The 16,623-nt window shown below is 69.7% G+C and carries 15 protein-coding genes; 8 read left to right on the top strand and 7 right to left on the bottom strand.

The genetic code is table 11. From position 1 onward, the window contains the following. Positions 1-249: 249 nt before the first annotated feature. Both purL and GRS48_RS12945 read right to left on the bottom strand, forming a co-directional pair. Entirely contained in the window at positions 250-2,481 is a 2,232-nt protein-coding gene (gene purL / locus GRS48_RS12950) for a phosphoribosylformylglycinamidine synthase subunit PurL (protein WP_159487203.1), read from the bottom strand. Between the two features lie 128 nt (positions 2,482-2,609). Next, a complete protein-coding gene (locus GRS48_RS12945) occupies positions 2,610-2,990 on the bottom strand; it encodes a hypothetical protein (RefSeq protein ID WP_159487201.1) in 381 nt (126 codons plus the stop codon). Between the two features lie 107 nt (positions 2,991-3,097). On the opposite strand from GRS48_RS12945, the gene GRS48_RS12940 reads away from it, so the two are divergent. Next, positions 3,098-4,186 carry an MBL fold metallo-hydrolase gene (locus tag GRS48_RS12940; RefSeq protein ID WP_321168444.1) on the top strand — a complete coding sequence of 363 codons (1,089 nt, stop codon included), beginning with the start codon at positions 3,098-3,100 and terminating at the stop codon, positions 4,184-4,186. Positions 4,187-4,281: 95 nt separating this feature from the next. On the opposite strand, the gene hisE is transcribed toward GRS48_RS12940, so the two are convergent. Further along, positions 4,282-4,545 (bottom strand): phosphoribosyl-ATP diphosphatase, encoded by a 264-nt coding sequence (gene hisE, locus GRS48_RS12935; protein WP_159487952.1) that lies wholly within the window; start codon positions 4,543-4,545, stop codon positions 4,282-4,284. 80 nt (positions 4,546-4,625) lie between these two features. Next, positions 4,626-5,219 carry a pyridoxal 5'-phosphate synthase glutaminase subunit PdxT gene (gene pdxT, locus GRS48_RS12930; RefSeq protein WP_159487197.1) on the bottom strand — a complete coding sequence of 198 codons (594 nt, stop codon included), beginning with the start codon at positions 5,217-5,219 and terminating at the stop codon, positions 4,626-4,628. A 450-nt stretch (positions 5,220-5,669) separates the two neighbouring features. Here pdxT and GRS48_RS12925 point away from each other — a divergent pair, with 450 nt between their 5' ends. Further along, on the top strand, positions 5,670-6,944 hold the full coding sequence (locus GRS48_RS12925; protein WP_159487195.1) for an RNA-guided endonuclease TnpB family protein: 1,275 nt from the start codon (positions 5,670-5,672) through the stop codon (positions 6,942-6,944). 49 nt (positions 6,945-6,993) lie between these two features. Here the strand turns inward: GRS48_RS12925 and GRS48_RS12920 are convergent, their stop codons facing one another. After that, positions 6,994-7,158, bottom strand: coding sequence for a preprotein translocase subunit Sec61beta (locus GRS48_RS12920; protein WP_159487193.1), 165 nt, complete (start codon positions 7,156-7,158; stop codon positions 6,994-6,996). A 212-nt stretch (positions 7,159-7,370) separates the two neighbouring features. On the opposite strand from GRS48_RS12920, the gene GRS48_RS12915 reads away from it, so the two are divergent. From GRS48_RS12915 to GRS48_RS12905, 3 genes are all read left to right on the top strand, one after another. Beyond that, positions 7,371-7,640 (top strand): co-chaperone YbbN, encoded by a 270-nt coding sequence (locus tag GRS48_RS12915; RefSeq protein ID WP_159487191.1) that lies wholly within the window; start codon positions 7,371-7,373, stop codon positions 7,638-7,640. Positions 7,641-7,806: 166 nt separating this feature from the next. After that, positions 7,807-8,946: a GAF domain-containing sensor histidine kinase gene (locus GRS48_RS12910; protein ID WP_159487189.1), complete on the top strand. Its 1,140-nt coding sequence runs from the start codon at positions 7,807-7,809 to the stop codon at positions 8,944-8,946. Positions 8,947-9,110: 164 nt separating this feature from the next. Then, a complete protein-coding gene (locus GRS48_RS12905; RefSeq protein ID WP_159487187.1) occupies positions 9,111-10,361 on the top strand; it encodes a hypothetical protein in 1,251 nt (416 codons plus the stop codon). Positions 10,362-10,524: 163 nt separating this feature from the next. Here the strand turns inward: GRS48_RS12905 and ilvA are convergent, their stop codons facing one another. Beyond that, positions 10,525-11,736 (bottom strand): threonine ammonia-lyase, encoded by a 1,212-nt coding sequence (ilvA, locus tag GRS48_RS12900; RefSeq protein ID WP_159487185.1) that lies wholly within the window; start codon positions 11,734-11,736, stop codon positions 10,525-10,527. A 214-nt stretch (positions 11,737-11,950) separates the two neighbouring features. Further along, positions 11,951-12,358: a gamma-glutamylcyclotransferase gene (locus GRS48_RS12895; RefSeq protein WP_159487183.1), complete on the bottom strand. Its 408-nt coding sequence runs from the start codon at positions 12,356-12,358 to the stop codon at positions 11,951-11,953. A 165-nt stretch (positions 12,359-12,523) separates the two neighbouring features. Between GRS48_RS12895 and GRS48_RS12890 the strand changes: the two genes are divergently transcribed. The 3 genes from GRS48_RS12890 (at position 12,524) to GRS48_RS12880 (ending at position 16,343) form a co-directional block, all read left to right on the top strand. Further along, the gene (locus GRS48_RS12890; RefSeq protein ID WP_159487181.1) at positions 12,524-13,951 is read left to right on the top strand and encodes an MATE family efflux transporter; all 1,428 of its coding nucleotides are present in this window, start codon (positions 12,524-12,526) and stop codon (positions 13,949-13,951) included. A 136-nt stretch (positions 13,952-14,087) separates the two neighbouring features. Beyond that, positions 14,088-15,635, top strand: coding sequence for a stage II sporulation protein M (locus GRS48_RS12885; RefSeq protein ID WP_159487179.1), 1,548 nt, complete (start codon positions 14,088-14,090; stop codon positions 15,633-15,635). A 54-nt stretch (positions 15,636-15,689) separates the two neighbouring features. Beyond that, entirely contained in the window at positions 15,690-16,343 is a 654-nt protein-coding gene (locus GRS48_RS12880; protein ID WP_321168443.1) for a uracil-DNA glycosylase family protein, read from the top strand. Positions 16,344-16,623: the final 280 nt, after the last annotated feature.

The following is a 16,623-nucleotide window of genomic DNA, read 5'->3' as shown; positions in this document are numbered from 1 at the left end:
CGATGGGTTCGGGCACCGGTCGGGCCGGCGTCCCGTCGTTGACAGGACGTATTTTAGGAAGACCTAAAAACGTATCGTTCGTCACCCTTCCCTTCCTAACGACCCTCGACGGCGCTCGGAGGGCGTGTATTCGGGCGATCTTCCGTATCGACCTTTCCGCATCGACCTTTCCGTATCGACCTTTCCGCATCGACCTTTCCGCACCGATCCCCTTCCCGTGTCCCAGGGTTCCCGGCGCTCCCGGCTCGCTCAGGCCAGTTCGCGCTCGATGACGCCGCGCAGCTCCCGGATCCGGTCGGCGTCGACGGCGACCGACTCCTCGCCGACGGAAAACGACAGGGTCCCGTCGGTCGTCACGTCGCCGAGTCGGAACGTCGGGAGGTCCCCGGCGAGGTCGGCGACCGCCTCGGGGTCGGTCGTCTGCACGACGAGGCGGCCGGGCGTCTCCTCGAACGCGGCGACGTGGTCGGGCAGCTCGATGGCCGCGCCGGCCGTGTCGGTCACGAGCTCCGCGAGCGCGACCGCGAGCCCGCCGTCGCTCACGTCGTGGGTCGCGACCGTCGCGTCGTGGCGCGCGATCGACGCGAGCGTCGCGACGACGGCAGCCGGCTCCGCGGGGAGCGTCGGGAACCGGTCGGTCCCGCCGACCGCCGTGAGGTACTCGGAGCCGCCGAGCGCGTCGCCCGGCTCCCCGACGAGGAGGAGCTCGGACTCGTCGGCGACGCCGGCGTCGAGCGCGGCCGGCGGGGCGTCGTAGCCCCGCTTCGTCCCGATCAGCGCGAGCGTCGGCGTCGGCGGGATGGGGCCCGCGACGCTGTCGTTGTACAGCGAGACGTTGCCGCCGACGACGGGCGCGTCGAGCGCGGCACACGCGTCGGCGAGCCCGTCGACGATCCCCGTGAACCCGCCGTACACGTCCGGCTTCTCGGGGTTGCCGCCGTTCAGGCAGTCGACCGCCGCCAGCGGAACGGCCCCCTTCGCCGCGAGGTTCGTCGCGTTCTCGATCGCGATCGCCCGGGCCCCGTCGTAGGGCGCGACGCTCGTCCAGTTGGGGTTCGCCCCCGAGGAGAGCGCGAGGCCGACGCCGTCGTCGGCGTCGTCGTCACCCTCGTCGATCGGCTCCGGATCGTCCGCGGTCGCGCTCGCGGCCGCCTCCCGGACCGCGACGATCGCGGCGTCGTCGCCGGGCTTCACGGCAGTCCGGGTCCCGACTTCGTGGTCGTACTGGCGGTACACCCACCGCTTGCTCGCCGTCGTCGGGGCGGAGACGACCGCCTCGAAGGCGTCGCCCAGCTCCGGCTCGGGGACCTCGCGTGCGGGCGTCGGCGGCTCCTCGCTCGCCAGGTCGTTCATCGGTGCTCCCTCCGCGAGGAAGTCCGCGTCGACGTCGACGACGACCTCCCCGTCGAACTCACAGACGTAGTTGCCCGCCGTCACCTCGCCGATCGCCGAACACCCGAGGTCGAACCGCTCGGCGAGCTCGCGGACGCGGTCGACGTCCTCGGGGGCGACCTCGTAACACATCCGCTCCTGGCTCTCCGCGAGCAGGATCTCCAGAGCGTTCATCTCCGGCTCGCGCTGGTGAACGCGGTTCAAGTCGATCCGCGCGCCCAGCCCGCCCTTCGCGACCAGTTCGGAGGAGGCTCCGCCGAGTCCGGCCGCGCCGAGGTCGCGGGCCGAGCGGACGAGGTCCTCGTCGACGAGCGCCTCGTTGCACTCGATCAGCCGCTTTTCGGCGTACGGGTCGCCGACCTGTACCGCGGGTCGGTCCTCCGTCTCCGCGTCCTCGGCGAGGTCCTCGGAGGCGAACGACGCGCCGCCGAGCCCGTCGCGACCGGTCCCGTTGCCGACGAGCACGAGCGCGTTGCCGGGCTCCCGTGCGATCGCGGTCACGAGCCGTTCCTCGTTCGTGATCCCGACGCAGGCGACGTTGACGAGGGGGTTCCCCTCGTACCCCTCGTGGAAGGCGACGCTGCCGCCGACGGTCGGGACGCCGATGCAGTTGCCGTAGTGTGAGATCCCCTCGACGACGCCCTCGAACAGGTAGCGGGAGTGTTCGCGGTCGAAGCCGCCGAAGTACAGCGAGTCGAGCAGCGCGATCGGGTACGCGCCCATGCTCATGGTGTCGCGGACGATGCCGCCGACGCCGGTCGCCGCGCCGTCGAACGGGTCGACGTACGACGGGTGGTTGTGGCTCTCGATCCCGAAGGTGACGTAGACGTCGCCGTAGTCGTCGGCGTCGCGGTCGGCGGCCGGCGTGTCGGCCGCGTCGGGCTCGGGGAGCGCGAGCACGGCGGCGTCGTCGCCGGGGCCGACGACGACCGCGTCGCCTTCGCTCTCGAACGCCGACAACAGCGGGCGCGAGGAGCGGTACGCGCAGTGTTCGCTCCAGAGGTTCTCGAACAGCGCGGCCTCGGCCGGCGTCGGGTCCCGATCGAGCTCCGCGGTCACGAGCTCGTGGTCCGTCTCGGACAGGCTCATTCACTTACGTGGTTACCTCGCCGGCTCTAATGCTTTTCCATGTGCACGTTTATGGATCCTCTTCGTCGATATCGCCGACTCGTGTCGCCAGGTCATGCCGCCGAGTCGCGTCGGCGCGTGCCGCCGCATCAGCCGACGACGAGGAGCGCGATGCCGTACGCGGCGAGCGCGCCGACGGCACCGACCGCGAGCGCCTTCGTGTTCAGCCGTACCGCATGCTTCCGGTCGGCTTCGAGCGCCTGCGGGTCGGTGATCTCGTGGGTCCCGCCGCCGACGTCGAAGACGCCGATGCCGGCGAACCCGACGCAGAACCGCTCGCGGTACTGGAGGAACCCCATCGCCGCCCCGTACAGCGGGAAGAGAACGAAAAGCAGGGTCCACAGGGGCCAGCCGACCGCGAGGACCGCTGCCACCAGCACGACGGACCCCAACAACGAGGCGACCCCGAGCAGGAGCCGTTTCCGCCGCTCGGCCGGGCCGATGTTACAGACGCCGGGTTGATACTCCATACGGCACGTTGTGCGCTATCCCTGAAAAACGGATCCACCGAGCCGTTCGGGCGTCTCCCGCGGCTCCGGGGAGCAACCCTCAAAAGGCTGCCCGCCGTCGCTCGACCGTGAAACGGATCCAGCTCGGGAACACCGTCTTCGAGGGGAAAAACGACGTCTACCTGCTCGACGGGGAGACGACGGCGCTCGTCGACACCGGGGTCGCGACGCCGGACGTCCGCGCCGAGCTCGACGCGGGGCTCGCCGCCTACGGCATCGCCCCGGCGGACGTGGACGCGATCGTACTCACCCATTGGCACCCCGACCACGCCGGGCTCGCGGGCGAGCTCCAGGCGGAAAGCGGCGCGGACGTCCTCGTCCACGAGGCGGACGCCCCGCTCGTGGACGGGAGCGGAACGCAGTTCATGGACGACCCGGCGGCCCAGCGTGAGACGTTCGAGCGGTGGGGGTTCCCCGAGGACGCCCGCGAGCGGCTGACCGCGTTCTTCGACGGCGTGAGTGCCGGCCTTCGGGGTCGCGACGCCGACGTGACGACGTTCTCCGACGGCGACCGGGTCCTCGTCGGCGGCGTGGAGCTCGAGGCGGTCCACCTCCCCGGTCACACCGCCGGACTCACGGCGTTCGCGTTCGATCCGCGCGAGGTGCCCGACCACGAGCCGGTCGCGGGCCCCGACGCCGCCGCACCCGAGGAGGCGTTCACCGGCGACGCGGTGCTCCCGCGATACACCCCTAACGTCGGTGGGGCGGACGTCCGGGTGGCACACCCGCTCGCGGCGTACGCCGAGAGCCTCGCACGCGTCGTCGACCGCGACTGGGACGCGGCCCACCCCGGCCACCGCGACCGGATCGACGACCCGAGCCACCGCGCCGCGGAGATCCTCGACCACCACCGACACCGGACCGGACGGGTCGTCGACACCCTCGCGGCGGGCGGGCCGCTCACCGCGTGGGAGGTCTCGGCCGAGCTGTTCGGCGAGCTGTCGGGGATCCACGTCCTCCACGGCCCCGGCGAGGCGTTCGCCCATCTCGATCACCTCGCGAGCGCCGGCGTCGTCGAGCGCGAGGGGATCGCCTACCGCCTCGTCGAGCCGGTCGATCGATCGGCGAGCGACGCGGCTCCCGGGGCCGGGATCGACCTCGACGAGCTCTTCCCGACGACTCGGCTCGACGACGTCGTGGACGGCGCGGACGCGTAGGCGGCGCGGATGCATCGAGGGCGCGACCGCGTCGGCGGCACGAACCCGTAAACGCCGCGCGATCGAGAGGGGGAGGGAACCGCGCCGTCAGCCGGCTAGAATCGGTCCCGAAGCTCCGCGCGGAGGTCGTCGAGCGCTACGTCCTTCATCGAGAGCAACACCAGCAGGTGGTAGACGAGGTCGGCGCTCTCGTACAGCAGCTCCTCGTCGTCGTCGTCCTTCGCCGCGAGGATCGCCTCCGTCGTCTCCTCGCCGATCTTCTCCAACACCGCGTTCTCGCCCTTCTCGTGGGTGAACAGCGAGGTCGTGTACGACCCTTCCGGGAGCTCCGCCTTCCGCGATTCGATCGTCGCGAACAGCTCGTCGAGGACGGCTGCCGTCTCGGAGTCCGTCGCCTCCGTGCCCGTCCCCGGGTTCTCCCCTGCCCCGCGCTCGTCGCTCACGCGAGGACCTCCGTGTCGGGGAAGAAGGCGAGGTCGTGGATCCGCGAGTCGTCGGTCAGCTCCGGGTGGAAGGAGGTGGCGACGACCGGGCCGTCCCGGACCGTCACCGGCCGGCCGTCGACCGACGCGAGCACCTCGACGCCCGACCCGACGTCGTCGATGGCCGGCGCTCGAATGAAGACGGCGTGGAACGGCTCCTCGAGCCCCTCGACGGGCACCTTCGCCTCGAAGGAGTCCTTCTGTCGGCCGAAGGCGTTGCGGTCGACGGAGACGTCAAGGACGCCGAGCGCGTCAACCCGGTCGTCTTTCGCGTCGCGTGAGCAGACGATGAGTCCGGCGCAGGTGGCGAGCACCGGCTTTCCGGCCGCGACGTGGTCACGGATCTCCGCGGCGATCCCTTCGCGGTGGATCAGCCGCGAGATCGTCGTCGACTCCCCGCCCGGCATGAGGAGGACGTCACAGTCGGGGACGACCCCCGAGTCACGGATCTCGACGACCTCCACGGGCTCGTCGTGTGCGGCCGCGGCGCGGCGGATGGCCGCGGCGTGCTCGGCCACGTCGCCCTGGACGGCGATGACGCCTGCGTTCATACTGCGTGGTGTGACCGGGACGTGCAAAAAGGGCGCGCTACCGGCCGGGCGGTCGTCGAATGGCTCCCGGGCGGTCGTCGAATGGCTCCCGGGCGGTCGTCGAATGGCTCCCGGGCGGTCGTCGGATGGCTCTCGGGCGGTCGCTAACGGGACGCGGCGACGACGTCGACGGTCACGGCCTACCTGAATCAAGGAGAGAGTCCCGGCCTTTAGGCCGGGTGTGAATCCGACACTCTATTTCACAATCCACGTTCGACGCTTACTCTGGGGTATCCTCTCTGACTTTCTTTTCTCCTTCGAGGAGTAATCCCTTCCACGTCAACCCATGGTGCTTCTTCAGTTCCTTCAGTCGTTTGTACTGGTCGTCGTCGTCAAACTCGATGCGAATTGCGACCATAGTGTATCACATGAACAGGACATTTATGTGCATTATGGTACAATCAGTAGTTGATGAAGCGTGCCAATACGTTCGAGGTGGTTCCTCAGTCCGAGGAGGACGAGGAGTTGCTTCGACGGCTGTTGGACGCTTCTGCCGCTCTCTGGAACGAAATCAACTATGAGCGCCGCGAGAACTATGCTGACCCAGACGGAGACGTGTGGGACATCAGCGAGTATCGCGGTCGCTATGGCGGAACACTCGGCGCGTCCACGGTTCAGCAAATCGACCGCAAGAATCGAGAAGCGTGGAAGTCGTTCTTCGCGCTCAAGGAGAAGGGCGAAGCCAACGGCAAACCCGGATTCTGGGGCAACGCAGACAAAGGCCGAGAACTCCGTACGTACATCCGCAATACATCGTACTCCGTTGAGTGGGGCGAGTTTTCCCGCCTCGAACTTCTCGTTGGCAAAGACCTGAAAGACGAGTACGGGCTGGGGTACCGCGAACGTCTCCGGCTCGAAATCCGAGGCGATCCCAACTGGAAGGAGTACGAGAAGCAGGGTCGGTTGGTGTTGTTCTACGACGAGCAAGCACAGACGTTCAGGGCCTTTCAGCCGGTCACCATTGATGATTCTCGACTGGCACACCCACTGGCTTCCGAAGAAGCCGCTCTGGATATTGGTGCGAACAATCTCGTCGCCTGCACAACCACAACCGGCCAGCAACTCCTGTACGAAGGGCGCGACCTGTTCGAGCGATTCCGTGAGACAACACGAGAGATCGCCCGACTCAAATCGCTCTTGGAGGAAGATCGATACAGTAGTCATCGTATTCGACGCCTGTACGACCGACGTACCAAGCGACGTGACCACGCCCAAGATGCACTCGCCCGCGACCTCATCGAACGCCTGTACGACGAAGGCGTTTCGACGGTGTACGTCGGGGCGTTGACGGACGTGCTTGAGACGCATTGGTCGGTTGAGACGAACGCCAAGACGCACAACTTCTGGGCGTTCAGAGCGTTCGTGAAGCGACTGGCGTGTACCGCCGAAGAATACGGCATCTCGGTGGAGATACGGTCTGAAGCATGGACGAGTCAGGAGTGTCCGAACTGCGGTTCGACGGAGGACACGACGCGCCACCGCGACACGCTGACGTGTCCGTGTGGATTCGAGGGCCACGCCGATCTCACAGCGTCAGAGACGTTCCTTCGACGGCAGACGACGGTAACACGGCCGATGGCACGGCCTGTATGCCTCAAGTGGGACGACTATTCATGGTCAGAGTCACCACGCTCAGTTCCCAACGAGGAGCATACGAACCCGCAAGTTGCCTCCGTGGGTCGGTAAGCGATACCCCCAGCGCGAGGAAACCCCGGCGTTCACGCCGGGGAGGATGTCATGCGACGGTCAACGAGAGGATCTGCACGAACACGCCGAAGAGGAGACAGAAGGCGATGACCGTCTTCGGGTCCATCGCGATCGCGTTCCGGTCCTGGGCGTCGAAGTACCGAACGAGCCCCGCACTGGACATCAGCCCGCCGGAATTTCCTCCACTGCTCATACCACCTCCTGTGGCTCCCGGTTGGGTAAACGTTTCGTCTCCGCGCGTCCCCCCGTCCGACGGCGCTCGACACGTTCGCTCGGTTCCACGCAGGATGCATCGTACTGCCTCCCTTCGACGGTTTGGCCCGCACGCGATGAACCCGGTCGTGTGTCGGTTTCGGGCCGGTGGGAAACCCTTATGCGCGGCCCCCTGTTAGCCTTCGGCGGACAATGACCGTTCGATTGCTGGATTTCTACGCCGACTGGTGTGGCCCGTGTAAGACGCAAGACCCGATCCTCGAGGAGGTCAAAGAGGCGTTCGGTGACGCCTTCGAGCTGCAGAAGGTGAACGTTGACGAGGAGCAGGACGTCGCCAACCAGTACCAGGTCCGATCGCTGCCGACCCTGATCGTCGAGAACGACGACGGCGTCGTCGACCGGTTCGTCGGCGTCACCCAGAAGGGCGACATCGAGGCGGCGCTGACGGAAGCGGGCGCGTAGGCGACGCCCACCGAGCGGTTCTCCGAGCCCGACATCGTCCGCGAGCGGCGGCTCGCGGACGATCACGCGTCGTTACTCGGCATCGTTCCGCGAGCGACCACCAGCTACCCACGGAACCCCCTCCGTTAGAGCTACCAACCCCCGGCGTAAAAGCCCGGTCAACGAGATGCCGGGCCAACGACTGGACGCGGCCGCCGCTCGGGAGCGGCTGTACGCTGTCATGCACGACGACGGGACGTTCGAGGAGAAAGCCGAGCGAGCGATGGCGATCGCGGTCGACTACCTCGACGTCGAGAACGGCCACCTGGCCCGGACCGATCCCGACGGCGACTACTGGCGGACGGTCGCCAGCACCGATCCACCCGGCGGCCGGTTCCCGAACGGGTCCGTCTTTCCTCTCTCCCGGACGTACTGCAGGCGAGCGATCGACGGACACGGGTCGCTCGTCGTCAACCACGCGACGGACGAGGGGTGGACCGACGACCCCGCGTACGTCGAGCACGGGATCGAGTGTTACCACGGAACCCCGCTGCGGGTCGACGGTGACCTCTATGGAACCCTCTGTTTCGTCTCCGTCGAGCCGCGCTCGGAGCCGTTCTCCCCCGCCGAGACGACGTTCGCCGAGCTCGTCGCCCGCCTGCTCGAGTCCGAGCTCCAACACGAGCGGCTCGCGTCGAAGGTCGACCGGCTCGACGGGTTCGCGGCCGTCCTCTCACACGACCTCCGGAACCCCCTCAACGTCGCGCAGGGACGGGTCGATCTCGAACGCGAGCGGAACGACACCGAGAACCTCCGGATCGCTGTGACTGCGCTCGACCGCATCGAATCGCTGATCGCCGACGTCCTAACGGTCGCCCGCACGGGACGGGACGTCGAGGAGGACGACCTCGAAACGGTTCGGCTCTCCGAGCTGGCGGCCGACTGTTGGGGGGCGATGACGACCGCGGACGCGACGCTGACGGTCGTCGACGACGTGGCGTTCCGTGCCGCCCCGGGCCGCGTCGCGCGGGCGCTCGAGAACCTCCTCCGGAACGCCGTCGACCACGGCGGCGACGGCGTCGCGATCCGGGTCGGACGGCTGCCGGACGGCGACGGCTTCTACGTCGAAGACGACGGACCGGGGATCCCGGCCGACGACCGCGAGGCGGTGTTCGACTCCGGGTACACGACCGGTTCCGGCGGCGTCGGGTTGGGGTTGGCGATCGTCCAAGGGGTCGTCGCCGCCCACGGCTGGCACGTCGCGGCCACGGAGGCGGGCGACGGCGGTGCACGCTTCGAGGTCAGCGACGTGATCGTGGTGGCGTGAAGGTGATCGCGATGGAGTGAACGTGGCCGCGGTGGCGTGAGGGTGACCGCGATGGGGTGAACGTGACCGCGATGGGGTGAACGTGACCGCGAGGGAGTGATCGTCACACCGCGCGGGACCGCGCCGACGGGTACCTATTAGTCGACGCCGAGAGAGCGTCGGACATGAGCGTTTCCCTCGCCGAACCACAGGTGCTCGCGCGGGCGAAACGGCGGCTGTTCCCGGACGACGACGAACCGAACGCGTACGCGGTGACCGACACGCAGTTCGCGGCCGACACGTGGAACGAGTCGGAGCCGATCCCCGCGGCGGTCCACGAGGCGCTCGCCCCGTTCAACCACGTCGCCGTCGGCTCCGGCTACCCCGACCTCGTCGGCGTCCGGCGGCTGGAGCCGGCGCTGTTGGCGGTCGACCGGCTCGGCGACGACCCGCCGCTCGTCGCGGTGGAGGCGAAGGGGTACACCGCGGCCGGAACCGTCGACGTCGAGCGCGGGATCGTGCAGGCACACGACCGGCTCGGGGAGGCCAACGCCGCGTACGTCGCGGCGCCCGGCGCGGCGGTCTCGCCGACGAACCTGACGCTGGCGCGCGAGCTCAACGTCGGCGTGCTCGCGGTCGATCCGGACGGCGGGGTCTCGCCCGCGGTCGTCCCGCGGCTCGTCGGCCACGCCGGCGGCCGGGAGACGAACGCGGTCCGGTTCCAGGCGAGCGCACAGGGGGTGACCGACCGGTCGTTCCCGCTCAACCACCCGAAGAATTACCTCGGCTACGCGATCGCGCTGGCCGCCCCCGGCGACGTCGACGCGCTGGTCGACACGCACGTCGTCTCCGCGGTTCGCGGGGCCCGTCGCGGGGCCGTCTTCCTCGGGCTCGTCGACGATCGCCCCGACGGGCCGCGGCTCACGCCGCTGGGCGAGGAGGTCGTCCGGTTCGCGCTCCGCGAGCACGGCTCGCTCGAGGACGCGCTCGCGGCGTTCGACGGCTGGAAGCGGTCGCGGACCCGGTTCGTCGACCTCGCCCCGCGGTGGGGCGAGATCGCCCGGCGCGTCGTCTGGTCGTATCCCGCGACGCGGCCGCTCGTGACCGAGATCCAGCGAATCCACGACGCCGGCGAGCCCGCGCCCTCGCTCGTCGACCTCGTGACGTGGCTCCACCGGACGCGCCCGTCCTTCGCGGTCGAGCTGTTCGTCCGCGGGGACGAGACCGTCCGACGCCGGGTCCTGACGCCGGACGGCGACCTCCGCCGCGGCCCGCTCACGGAGGGCGGTAGCTACCACTCGCCGACGGTGTTCCAGCTGAAGGCGGTCCTGTATCACGCCGGGTTCCTCACGGAAACGGGCGCGGAGCCGACCCGCCTCGACCCGACGGCGGACGTGTGGGCGCTCCGCGAGCCGGTTTCCGTGCCGTATTCTTGAGGCGGTCCCCGTGCCGCGTCCGTGACCGACGGGCGCACCGTTTGACGGGCGCACCGTTTGACGGGCGCACCGTTTGACGGGCGCACCGTTTGACGGGCGCGTCGCTTGGCGGTTCGGCGCTCGGCTCGACGACCCAGCCGCGGATCCCGCGGCCCGCCCCGCGTTACGAGAGGATCTCGACCTCGTAGCCGTGGGCCTCCAGCTCGTCGACGATGTCCGCGGCGTGTTCGGCGTCGTCGGTCTCGAGCTCCAGCTCCAGCTCGGCGGCGTTGACGGCCACGTCGCGGGAGGTCCGGTCGTGGTGGACCGCGTACACGTTCGCGCCGGCGCGGGCGACGATGGTCGACACGCGCTCCAGCTCCCCCGGCCGGTCCTTCAACGCGATCGTCACCTTGAGGTACCGGCCCATCTGCATCAGCCCCCGCCGGATCACCGTCGTCAGGCGGTTCATGTCGATGTTGCCGCCACACAGCGCCGCGACGATGACCTCGTCGTCGTCGTAGTCGAACGCCTCCGAGAGGACGGCCGCGAGCGGCACCGCCCCGGCCCCCTCGACCAGCGTCTTCGAGCGCTCCAGGAGGAGCGTGAGCGCCAGGGCGATCTCGCGGTCGTCGACGGTGACGACCTCGTCGACGTGCTCGCGCATGACTTCGAGGGTGTTCTCGCCGACCGATCGGGTGGCGATGCCGTCGGCGATCGTGTCGACGCTGTCGAGCACGTGGCGGCGACCCGTCCGCAGCGACGCCGCCGCCGAGGACGCGCCTTCCGCCTGCACCCCGATCACGCGGACGTCGTCGAGCCGTGCTTTCATCGCGACCGCGATCCCGGCGATCAGCCCGCCGCCGCCGATCGGAACCACGACGGTGTCGACGTCGGGGCAGTCGTCGACGACCTCGAGGCCGATCGTCCCCTGTCCGGCCATGACGACGGGGTCGTCGAACGCGTGGACGTAGGTGCGCCCCTGTTCGCGTTCGATCTCGTGGGCGCGCGCCTGCGCCTCGTCGTAGTCGACCCCGTCGAGGACGACCGTCGCCCCGTAGCCGCGGGTGGCTTTCACCTTCGAGACGGGCGCGAACCGCGGCATGACGATCGTCGCGTCGACGCCGGCGCGCTCGGCCGCGAGCGCGACCCCCTGTGCGTGGTTGCCGGCGCTGGCGGTGACGACGCCGGCGTCACGCTCCGCCGGCGACAGCGTGGCGATCCGGTTCATCGCCCCGCGGATCTTGAACGCGCCGGTGCGCTGGAAGTTCTCGAGCTTGAGATGGACCGACGCGCCCGTCATCTCCGAGAAGGTGCGCGACCGCTCTAACGGCGTGTGGCGCGCGACGCCCGCGATCCGTTCGCGAGCGTCGACGACGTCCGACAAAGAGAGCATACGCCGTCTTGTCGCCGGCGACGGCTAATCGGTTGCGGTCCGCGTTCGCGCCCGAACCGTCGGGCCGACCGCATCGCTCGCGGTCGGCTTCGAAGGGGGAAAGGGGGAATGCACGCGTGTGACGTGCAGGTGAACGAAACACCCCCGAGCATAAAAAGGTAGGGCTCCCAGAGTGAAAGTGAAACCGCACGACTGCGCCGCCGTCATTCCTGCGTCAGACGGGTGTTGAACCGCCAACACGAGCGCGGACGTCGGCCCCCTCGAGGTGGGCGCGAACCCGATCGGCGAACGGCCCCTCGCCGGGCCACGTCGCGTCGGCGTCGAGCCGTTCGGGGTGGCCGACGTACACCGCCGCCTCGTCAGGGTAGCGATCATCCCCGTCGAGCGGCACCGACACGCGGACGTACAGCCCGTCGTCGACGCCCTCGTACCGGTCGAGCGCCGCGACCTCGTCGGTGCGGAGGAGCCGCCCCGCGGTCTCGCCGCCGGGCGCGAGCGTCGGGTACCGCCCCTCGACGAGGCGGAGTCCAGTGACGGTCGCCGACCCGACGAACGCGAACGAGTCGAGCAGCTCCCGGACGCGGGTCGGCTCCGTGAGCGTCCCGTACACGAAGACGTCCATGGCCGATCCGGGTCGTCGCGCGGCTTCAAGCTTCGGGCGGAACGGATGGCGGGTCGAATGGCGGAACGGATCGCGGACTGAACGGCCGAACGGACGGGGAAAACTGTCGGCCGCCCCCGCCGACTCCGGTGTGTAAAAACCGTCGGAGGCCCTTCGTGGACACGAATGGACCGTCGACGCCTCCGGGACGTCTGGAAGCGGGTGTTCACGCTCGCGTGGCCGGTGATGGCCGAACAGACGTTCCGAACCGCGATGCGGACCACCGACATCGTGGTCACCGCGCTCTTCTCGCCGGCCGCGGTCGTCGCCATCGGGCTCGCGGACCTGTACGCCCGGTTTCCCCTCCGGATCGGGCTGGGGCTCGGCGGCGGCGCGATCGCGCTCTCCTCGCAGGACACGGGCGCGGGCGCGACCGCGACCCGCGACGAGGCGGTGACGCAGGCGATCCTGCTCGGCGCGGTCGCCGGCGTCCCGTTCGTCCTCTTCGGGGTGTTCCTCGGGGAGGTCGCTATCGACGCGTTCGGCCGGATCGTCGGTCAGGAAACGCCTCGAGAGGTCGTCGTGCTCGGGTCCGTCTACCTCGCGATCGTGTTCGCGACCGCGCCGGCACGCCACGTCGCGCTCGTCGGCGCGCGGGCGCTCCAGGGCACCGGCGACACCCGCACGCCGATGTACGTCAACGTCCTCGCCAACTCCGTCAACATCTCGGGCAGCGTCGTGCTCGGGCTCGGTCTCTTCGGGTTCCCACGGCTGGAGATCGTCGGCGTCGGCCTCTCGACCGCCGCCGCCAACGTGCTCACTGCCGGCCTGCTCTGTGCGGCCATCTGGGGGCCGTGGACCGAGGCGGAGTTCGCGCTCCCGAGCGATCTCACGATCACCCGCCAGCTGCTCCGGGTGAGCACGCCGCGGATGCTGGAAGGGTTCGGCTCGGAGATCGCGGAGTTCCCCTTCAACGCCCTCCTGCTCGGCTTCGGGGAGGCCGTCAACGCGGGGTTCCAGATCGGCCGCCGCGTCTATCAGCAGGTGACCGGGCCGCTCTCTCGCGGCTACAACGTCGCCGCCTCGATCCTCGTCGGACAGGCGCTCGGCGCGGGCGACCCCGAGGCGGCGCGGTTCAACGGGTGGGCGGTCGCGGGGCTCGGCGTCCTCACCGTCGGCGCGATCGGGCTCGGGCTCGTCGCGCTCGCGCCGTGGCTGGTGGCGCTTTTCACCTCGGACCCCGAGACGGTCGCCTACGCGGTCGACTTCGCCCGCGTGTACGGGATCGCGGGAGCGGGACTGGTCTGCTTCTCGGCGCTCTCGGGATCGCTTCAGGGTGCCAGCGAGACGCGGATCCCCCTCGTCGCCCGCGTGTCGGGCATGTTCGTCTTCTTCCTCGGCGCGTCGTGGCTGCTCGGTCGAACCCTCGGGCTCGGCCCTACCGGCGCGTACGCCGGCGTTCTGCTCGCGTACCCGTGGATGGCGCTCGTCGTCGCGTGGGGGTTCGCCTACACCGGCTGGGCGACCCGCGCCGCCGAGATGATGGCTTCGCGGGGGAGCGCCGCCGACGCCGACGCGGTCGTCGAGTTTCCGGCGGAGGAGGACCGCGACTGAACACCCCCCCCCCCGAGCGCCGTCCAACGGCATCACCGAGCGCCGCCCCACGGAATCCCTGAGGGCCGCCCCACGGCATCCCCGAGCGCCGTCCAACGCCGCCGGTTTTTAAGTGCCCGTCGACGAACGTGTCGACATGGACCTGTCCACCGCCCTCAACGCCGTCACCGCGACCCTCCGACGGCGTCCCTCCGACCTGTTACCGTTCTACCTCCTCGGGACCGCCGTCCCGATGATCGCCCGAACGGCCGGATTCGTCGCGTTGGCTGCGGTCTTCCTCCACCTGGAGCTCTCCGGCCGCCTCGCGACCGCCCGCGAGGCGCTGGCCGACCTCGACGTCACTGCCCCACCGATCGAGAGCGAGGACCCCACGGCGTTCGAGGAGTGGGCCGAGGCGAACCCCGACGCGTTCGGGGAGTGGATGGAGGGACTGCTCCCCGTGTTCGAGGCGCTGTTCTCGCCGACCGCCGTGGCGCTGATCGTGGGGGGGATCGTCGCGACCGTCCTCCTCGGAATCCTCGGGTACGCCGCCGTCTCGGCGGGACAGATGAGCGCCGTCTTCGCGCGGCTCCGCTCGGAACGCGGCCTCACCGCCGGCATCGCGGGCGTTCGGAAGCACTGGCTCACGTTCCTCGGGGTGTACCTCGCGGAGCTCCTGCTGTGGCTCGGCGTCATCGGGCTCGCCACCGTGACGGTCATCGCCGCCGTCATCGTCGACCCCCTCCTCGGGGCCGTGGTCGGCCTCGGAGCGTTCCTCGTCGGGTTCGTCGTCCTCGTCGCGGTCCGGATCCTCTTCGCGTTCGCGCCCGCGGCCGTCGTCGTCGACGACGCGGGCGTCGTCGGCGCGGTGTCCGGCGCTGGCGGCTTCGTCCGGTCGAACCCGGCCGACGCCGCGGCGTACCTCGTCGTCGCGATCGGCGTCGTCGTCGGTCTCTCCTCGGTCGCCTCCGCGCTCGCGTTCCTCGGCGGCGGCGCGATCGTCGCGCTCGTCAGCGCCGTCCTCGTCGCGCCGGCGCTCGACCTCCTGAAGACCGTCCTCTACGGCGACTACCGCGACGCGGTCGCCCCCGTCTCGCCCCCGGAGGCGCGGCTCCGCGACCAGTTCTCGGCGGGGCTCCGCCGGGGATGGGGCGACATGACGACGTTCGTCCGAGCCACGCCGGGGCTCCACCTGCTCACGCTCGCGGTGGGCGTCGGTGCCGGCGTGCTCGGCTGGGTCGCCGCCGAGCCGTTCGTGGGGACGTTCCCCACCTCGATCGAGGCGCGGCTCGACGGCCACGTCCCGCCGGTCGCGGCGCTCGAGTTCTTCGGCAACAACTGGACGGTCGCCATCTCGACGGCGTTCGCCGGCGTCGCACTCGCCGTGCCCGCGATCACGTCGGTCGCGTTCAACGGCCTGGTGCTCGGCGCGGTCGCCGCCCTTGAGGAGAACCTCGACGCCCTCGTGGCCTTCGTCGTCCCGCACGGGATCTTCGAGATCCCGGCGCTCGTCGTCGCGGGCGCGCTCGGGCTTCACCTCGGGGTCGTCGGGTGGCGCGCGTTCCGTGGACGGCTGTCGCGGGTGGGCTTCGCCGACGAGCTGGAGCGCGCGTTCTGGGTGACGATGGGCGTTGGCGTCCTGCTCGCGGTCGCCGCCCTCATCGAGGGCTTCTTCAGCCCGTACTACTGGCAGCTCTTCCTCTGACCGCGCGATCCCGGATCGAACGGGCTATTACGCGGCAGGGACGTACGACCCGGCGTGCAAAACGTCACGGACCGAACACGGAACCCGTTCGGGATGACCCCGGACTGTGAGCGGTACGTGCCCGGCTACGGGGACGCCAACGCGGACTTCCACGTGATCGGCGACCATCCCGGGATTCACGGCGGGATCGAGTCGGGGGTCCCCTTCACCGGGGAGCCGTGGTCGGACGCGTTCCACGACGCGCTCGTCGCGGCCGGGTTGTTCGAGGCCGTCGACGACGACTCCGGCGGCGAGACCGCGGACCCGATCGCCGTTGCGAAGACGTTCCTCTCGTACCTCCACATGTGCGTCCCCGACGGGGAGCCGACGGCGGAGTCGTACGACGACATGGAGCGGTTCTTCGACGCGGAGCTGCGGGCGATCGCCGCACACGTGTTGCTCCCGGTCGGCGCTCGCGCGACGGACCACGTCCTGCGGCAGTACACGGCGCGGGCATGGAAGACGGAGATCGACATGGACGCGCTCCACGGCGAGGAGATCCTCGGGTCCGGCTGGCTCGTCGTCCCGATCAAGGACCCCGCCGAGTGGACGCCGGGCGACGCCGACCGACTGGTCGACGCGCTGTGTACGCTCCGCGCCACCGACTTCCGCCGCGAAAGCGACCTCGGACGGTTCGTCGCCGGCAACGACCCGTACCTGGTCCGGTAGCGATCGACACCGACTGCCGGTCGTTTATAAGGGCCTACTGCAGTATCGGCGGTGATTTATAAGGGCTGTCGGAGGGGTCGACGGTAATTTATAAGGATCGGCCGGAGAGGTCGGCGCACATCGCCGACACGGACGACGACGCCAGGACGCGACGACGACACGGCAGGCCGCGACGACGACACGGCAGGCCGCGACGATGACGGGACACGTCGCCGCCCGGCGGGTCGTCGGCCGTCGACTTTCGTGCCGTGATCGAGGACGCTTGTTGTCAGTCGATCGG

This window comes from Halorubrum sp. JWXQ-INN 858, assembly GCF_009806985.1.
Lineage (GTDB): Archaea > Halobacteriota > Halobacteria > Halobacteriales > Haloferacaceae > Halorubrum.
The sequence above is the reverse complement of the archived record's forward strand: the minus strand, read 5'-3'. Positions and strand labels throughout refer to the sequence as shown.

What these genes read in the sequence shown, in the direction of transcription:
- purL (WP_159487203.1), bottom strand. Translation starts at nt 2,481, where the DNA reads ATGAGCCTGTCCGAGACGGACCACGAGCTCGTGACCGCGGAGCTCGAT.
- GRS48_RS12945 (WP_159487201.1), bottom strand. Translation starts at nt 2,990, where the DNA reads ATGGAGTATCAACCCGGCGTCTGTAACATCGGCCCGGCCGAGCGGCGG.
- pdxT (WP_159487197.1), bottom strand. Translation starts at nt 5,219, where the DNA reads ATGAACGCAGGCGTCATCGCCGTCCAGGGCGACGTGGCCGAGCACGCC.
- GRS48_RS12925 (WP_159487195.1), top strand. Translation starts at nt 5,670, where the DNA reads ATGAAGCGTGCCAATACGTTCGAGGTGGTTCCTCAGTCCGAGGAGGAC.
- GRS48_RS12920 (WP_159487193.1), bottom strand. Translation starts at nt 7,158, where the DNA reads ATGAGCAGTGGAGGAAATTCCGGCGGGCTGATGTCCAGTGCGGGGCTC.
- GRS48_RS12915 (WP_159487191.1), top strand. Translation starts at nt 7,371, where the DNA reads ATGACCGTTCGATTGCTGGATTTCTACGCCGACTGGTGTGGCCCGTGT.
- GRS48_RS12910 (WP_159487189.1), top strand. Translation starts at nt 7,807, where the DNA reads ATGCCGGGCCAACGACTGGACGCGGCCGCCGCTCGGGAGCGGCTGTAC.
- GRS48_RS12905 (WP_159487187.1), top strand. Translation starts at nt 9,111, where the DNA reads ATGAGCGTTTCCCTCGCCGAACCACAGGTGCTCGCGCGGGCGAAACGG.
- ilvA (WP_159487185.1), bottom strand. Translation starts at nt 11,736, where the DNA reads ATGCTCTCTTTGTCGGACGTCGTCGACGCTCGCGAACGGATCGCGGGC.
- GRS48_RS12895 (WP_159487183.1), bottom strand. Translation starts at nt 12,358, where the DNA reads ATGGACGTCTTCGTGTACGGGACGCTCACGGAGCCGACCCGCGTCCGG.
- GRS48_RS12890 (WP_159487181.1), top strand. Translation starts at nt 12,524, where the DNA reads ATGGACCGTCGACGCCTCCGGGACGTCTGGAAGCGGGTGTTCACGCTC.
- GRS48_RS12885 (WP_159487179.1), top strand. Translation starts at nt 14,088, where the DNA reads ATGGACCTGTCCACCGCCCTCAACGCCGTCACCGCGACCCTCCGACGG.